Raw genomic sequence first — 5,271 nt, 5'->3', positions numbered from 1 at the left:
GGCGAGCGGCAGCGCGTGGCCATTGCGCGGGCGCTGGCCACCAGTCCGCGGCTGTTGCTGATGGATGAGCCGCTGGCATCGCTCGACATGCATCGCAAGGCCGAAATTCTTCCCTATCTGGAGCGGCTGCATGACCAGCTCGATATCCCCGTCCTGTATGTCAGCCATGCGCCTGATGAAGTGGCCCGGCTGGCGCATTACCTGGTGTTGCTCGACGTGGGCCGTGTCACTGCGGCGGGCCTCACCCGCGAGCTGATGACACGGCTGGATTTGCCGCTGGCCCACGGCGACAGTGCCGCCGCCCTGATTGAAGCCACGGTGACGCAGCTGGAGCCGACCTATCACCTCAGCTATGCCGACTTCTCAGGCGGCCGCATCAGCTTGCTGAACCAGTCCGTCCAGCTCGGGCAGCGCGTGCGGGTGCGCATTCAGGCGCGTGACGTCAGCCTGACACTGCACCGGCAGGAAGGCACCAGCGTGCTGAATATTTTCCCCGTCACCCTTACCAGCCTGTCCCCTGACAGCCCGGGGCAGGTGATGGTGAGCCTGGACGCAGGCGGCAGCACGCTGCTGGCCCGCATCACGCAAAAGTCGGCCGAGGCGCTGCAACTGCAGCCGGGCAGGCAGGTTTACGCCCAGGTCAAAGGGGTTGCGGTTTTGGGCTGACGCCGGGAGCGCCTGGGATGAGCCCTTGGGAAGGCGGCGCCCTGGCGGTGAACTGGTTTGCTATCAATAAAATAGCTGCTAATGCCCGTCTATATTTGGCTAGAGGCACTTTTGATTGATGAAAATGGCCGCAGAGGCGTTCCGTCGACCGATTTTTACGCGGGTTGAGTATCGAATAGGACTTTTACCCAATGAATACGGGCGATTACAGCTATTAAAAGTGTAGCAATTGCACTTTCCTCCAGCGCGCCTGCAGCCTGAACTTCAGTATTCCAGCCGTTCCGGCCTGACTTCCTGCAGGATGGTGGTGGCAATCTCTTCGATCGATTTGGTGGTGGTGGACAGCCAGCGTATGCCTTCGCGCCGCATCATGGCTTCCGCTTCATGGACTTCGTTGCGGCAGTTGGCCAGGCTGGCGTAAGTGGAGTTGGGTCGGCGTTCGTTGCGGATCTGGCTCAGGCGCTCCGGAGCAATCGTCAGGCCAAAGATTTTCTTGCGGTGCGGCACCAGCGCCGGTGGCAACTGGCGGCGATCAAAATCCTCGGGAATCAGCGGGTAGTTGGCGGCTTTGAGGCCATATTGCATGGCCAGGTACAGCGAGGTGGGCGTTTTGCCGCTGCGGCTGACGCCCACCAGAATCACGTCTGAGCCTTGCAGATCCCGGTTGCTCTGCCCGTCGTCGTGGGCCAGCGAGAAATTGATCGCCTCGATCCTGTTGTCGTATTCCTTGCTTTTGGAGGCATCCGAAAAGCGGCCGACCCGGTGGTGGGATTTAATTCCGAGTTCGTTTTCCAGCGGAGCCACAAACGTGCCAAACATGTCCAGTAGCATGCCATTGCAGTGGGTTTTGATGACCGCCAGGATCTCCATGTTCACCAGCGTGGTGAAAACAATCGGCTTCTGGCCTTCCAGCTCGGCGCTGTGGTTGATCTGGCGAACGGCCTGGTGCGCCTTGTCCACGCTGTCGATAAACGGCAGGCGGACATGGCGCGGTTTGAACTCGAACTGGGCCAGGATGGCGTTGCCAAAGGTCTCGGCGGTGATGCCGGTGCCGTCGGAGATGAAAAATACGGTGCGATTAGACATGGTGCTGTTCAGGGTGCTGAAAGGGTGGAAGGCCGCGGTCCGGCATGCGGCCTCTACAATCGGGGTAATTATCCAGATTTTCCCAGCCATGCCCCGCCACGACCCCTTCAAACTACAACAAGGTTGCCCGCCGTGCATGTGCCATGTCCCGATTTTTAAACCTCCCGGAGTATTTTTATGTCCAACCTTTTTGAGCCGACCGCCCTGGTCGTACCGTTTGAAAACCTGAGGATGACAGACGTCGAGGCCGTCGGCGGCAAGAACGCCAGCCTCGGCGAGATGATCTCGCAACTGCCCACCGGCCCCCAGGGTGTGCGGGTCCCCACCGGCTTCGCCACAACCGCCCACGCCTTCCGAGTGTTTCTGGCCAAGGACGGACTGGATAAAAAAATCAATGCGGTGCTGGACAAGTTGGACACCGACGACGTGCGGGCACTGGCAGAAGCCGGTAGCAACATCCGGGCGCTCGTCGAGGCCCAGCCTTTCCCGCCTGAATTCGAACAAGCCGTGCGGGGCAGTTTTGCTACGCTGAGCGCCGCTAACACTGTGGGTGGGGCCCAGGCCAGTTTTGCAGTGCGCTCGTCCGCCACCGCCGAAGACCTGCCCGATGCCTCCTTTGCCGGCCAGCAGGAAACCTTTTTGAACGTGCTCGGGATTGAAGACGTGCTGCACAAGATGAAAGAGGTGTTTGCATCGCTCTACAACGACCGAGCCATCAGCTATCGCGTGCACAAGGGCTTTGCCCATGCCGACGTGGCCTTGTCGGCTGGTGTGCAGCGCATGGTGCGCAGCGACTTGGGCGCGGCCGGCGTGATGTTCACCATCGACACCGAAAGCGGTTTTGAAGACGTGGTCTTCATCACCTCCAGCTATGGTCTGGGCGAAACCGTGGTGCAGGGCGCGGTGAATCCCGACGAGTTCTACGTGCACAAGCCAATGCTCAAGGCCGGCAAGCGTGCCGTCATCCGCCGCAACCTGGGCTCCAAGCTGCTGCAGATGGAGTTCACCACCGCTGAAGAGCAAAAAGCCGGCGCCAAGCTGGTCAAAACCACTGACGTACCGACCGAGCTGCGCAACCGCTATTCGCTGACCGACGAGGATGTCCTTCAACTGGCGCGTTATGCCGTCATTATCGAAGAGCACTATGGTTGTCCGATGGACATCGAGTGGGGCAAAGACGGCACCGATGGCCAACTCTACATCCTGCAGGCGCGGCCCGAGACCGTCAAAAGCCAGTCCCAGGGCAAGGCCGAGCAGCGCTACAAGCTCAAGGGCACCGGCACCGTGCTGGCCGAAGGCCGGGCGATTGGCCAGAAGATTGGCACCGGCCCGGTCCGCATCGTGCATGACATCAGCGAGATGGACCAGGTCCAGCCCGGAGACGTGCTGGTCACCGACATGACCGACCCGAACTGGGAGCCGGTGATGAAACGCGCCAGCGCCATCGTGACGAACCGCGGTGGTCGCACCTGCCACGCCGCGATCATTGCGCGCGAGCTGGGCATTCCGGCGGTGGTGGGTTGCGGTAATGCGACGGATAGGCTCAAGACCGGCATGCTGGTGACGGTCAGCTGCGCCGAAGGCGACACCGGCAACATCTACGACGGCCTGCTGGAAACCGAAGTGACCGAGGTGCATCGCGGTGACATGCCGCCGATCGACATCAAGATCACGATGAACATCGGCAACCCGCAGCTGGCCTTTGATTTCTGCCAGATACCCAACCATGGTGTCGGCCTGGCGCGGCTGGAATTCGTCATCAACAACAACATCGGAGTGCACCCCAAGGCGATTCTGGACTACCCCAATGTCGATGCCGATCTGAAAAAGGCGGTGGAAAGTGTGGCGCGCGGCCATGCGTCGCCGCGTGCTTTTTACGTGGACAAGGTGGCCGAAGGCATTGCCACCATTGCCGCAGCTTTCTGGCCCAAGCCGGTGATTGTCCGCCTGTCAGATTTCAAGTCCAACGAATACCGCAAGCTGATTGGCGGCTCGCGCTACGAGCCTGAAGAAGAAAATCCAATGCTGGGTTTTCGCGGCGCGGCGCGCTATATCAGCACCGATTTCCGCGAGGCTTTTGCCATGGAATGTGAGGCGCTCAAGCGCGTGCGCAACGACATGGGCTTGACCAACGTGGAAGTCATGGTGCCGTTTGTGCGCACGCTGGGCCAGGCGAAGTCCGTGACCGAACTGCTGGCCCAGCAGGGTCTCAAACGCGGTGAGCAGGGCCTGCGTGTCATCATGATGTGTGAAGTGCCGAGCAATGCCATCCTGGCCGATCAGTTCCTGGAGTACTTTGACGGCTTCTCCATCGGCTCGAACGACCTGACCCAGCTCACACTGGGCCTGGACCGTGACTCGGGCCTGGAAATTCTGGCCAAAGACTTTGACGAACGCGATCCGGCTGTGAAAGCGCTGCTCAGCCTGGCCATTTCGGCCTGCAAACGCCAGGGTAAATATGTCGGTATCTGCGGCCAGGGCCCCAGTGATCATCCGGACTTTGCCCTGTGGCTCAAGGAGCAGGGGATTGGCTCAATCTCGCTCAACCCTGATACCGTGATCGACGCCTGGAGGCGTCTGGCGAACTGAATTGGCCAGGCGTCAACCGAGGGAAAACCCCCGGTGACTGGAGGGCGCGTGGTAAGCAACTGGCAAGTCCTCCGATGACAATCGGAGGCATCTTTTCAAGTGTTTTCCACATGCCTGCCAAATGCCATGCTTGCCGTCGTCACCACTGTCAAACTGCTCGCTGAAATTGCACTGCTTGCGCTGTTTGGCCAAGGGGTGATTGGCTTGCTGTCTGGCCCGGCGCGGGACCGTAACCTGTTTTATCGCTTGCTGCAGTTGGTGGGACAGCCTTGGGTGCGGGCGGCACGCTGGCTCTCGCCGCGGGTGGTTCTCGACCGCCATCTGCCTCTGGTGGCTTTTTTGGTTTTGCTGTTTATCTGGGGCGGGGCGGCGTTCGCCAAAGTCAGCATCTGCCTGCAAATAGGCGTGACGCTATGCAAATGAAGCCTGCGCGAATTGACCGTTTTTCCTACCATTTTTTGAAAATGCAGGCGATGCTGCTACTTGTTATCGGAAACCGGTCCGGCGCACTGCTCAGGTTTGACCAAATGCTGCAGCGCAACCCCGCGGACCGCTATGCGCTCGCCAGCCGGGCCCATGTGCAGGCACAGCTGAATCATCTTGAAGAAGCGATCGCGAGTCTGCAGCAGCTCACCCGCATCAAGGGCTCTGGGTCGCAAGCGGCGGCGGCCTGGTTCAACCTGGGCTATCTGTTGCAGCAAGCCGGGCGCCATGAAGATGCCGGGCCGGCGTTTCGCAGCGCCCTGGAGCGCGACCCCCGCATGGACAGGGCCTGGTATGGCCTGGCGCTGGTGCTGATTCACCAGCGGCAGTTCCCTGAAGCGGTGGAGGCACTGAAAAAGAACACGGCCCTGCAACCCATGAGCCCCTATGGCTGGTACCGGCTGGCGCAGGTCCGGCTGGCGTTGGGCCAGACAGACAAAGCTCTGC

Annotated in this window: 5 protein-coding genes; 4 read left to right on the top strand and 1 reads right to left on the bottom strand. The window is 60.5% G+C overall.

Features of this window, described 5'->3' with window-relative positions; genetic code table 11:
- The coding region (locus B3F77_RS05650) for a molybdenum ABC transporter ATP-binding protein (RefSeq protein ID WP_293604018.1) at positions 1-666 on the top strand (666 nt) is incomplete at its 5' end.
- A 264-nt stretch (positions 667-930) separates the two neighbouring features.
- Here B3F77_RS05650 and ppsR read toward each other — a convergent pair.
- Entirely contained in the window at positions 931-1,752 is an 822-nt protein-coding gene (gene ppsR, locus B3F77_RS05645) for a posphoenolpyruvate synthetase regulatory kinase/phosphorylase PpsR (protein WP_293604017.1), read from the bottom strand.
- Positions 1,753-1,929: 177 nt separating this feature from the next.
- On the opposite strand from ppsR, the gene ppsA reads away from it, so the two are divergent.
- The 3 genes from ppsA to B3F77_RS05630 form a co-directional block, all read left to right on the top strand.
- Positions 1,930-4,341: a phosphoenolpyruvate synthase gene (gene ppsA, locus B3F77_RS05640; RefSeq protein WP_293604016.1), complete on the top strand. Its 2,412-nt coding sequence runs from the start codon at positions 1,930-1,932 to the stop codon at positions 4,339-4,341.
- Between the two features lie 126 nt (positions 4,342-4,467).
- Complete coding sequence (locus B3F77_RS05635) at positions 4,468-4,764, top strand: hypothetical protein (protein WP_293604015.1); 297 nt, start codon at positions 4,468-4,470, stop codon at positions 4,762-4,764.
- Positions 4,765-4,814: 50 nt separating this feature from the next.
- Positions 4,815-5,271: tetratricopeptide repeat protein (locus B3F77_RS05630; RefSeq protein ID WP_293604014.1), on the top strand; the 457-nt coding region annotated here is incomplete at its 3' end.

Origin of the sequence: Polaromonas sp. UBA4122, from assembly GCA_002381615.1 — a bacterium.
GTDB lineage: Bacteria > Pseudomonadota > Gammaproteobacteria > Burkholderiales > Burkholderiaceae_C > Polaromonas.
This window is presented reverse-complemented; position numbering and strand designations above follow the sequence as displayed.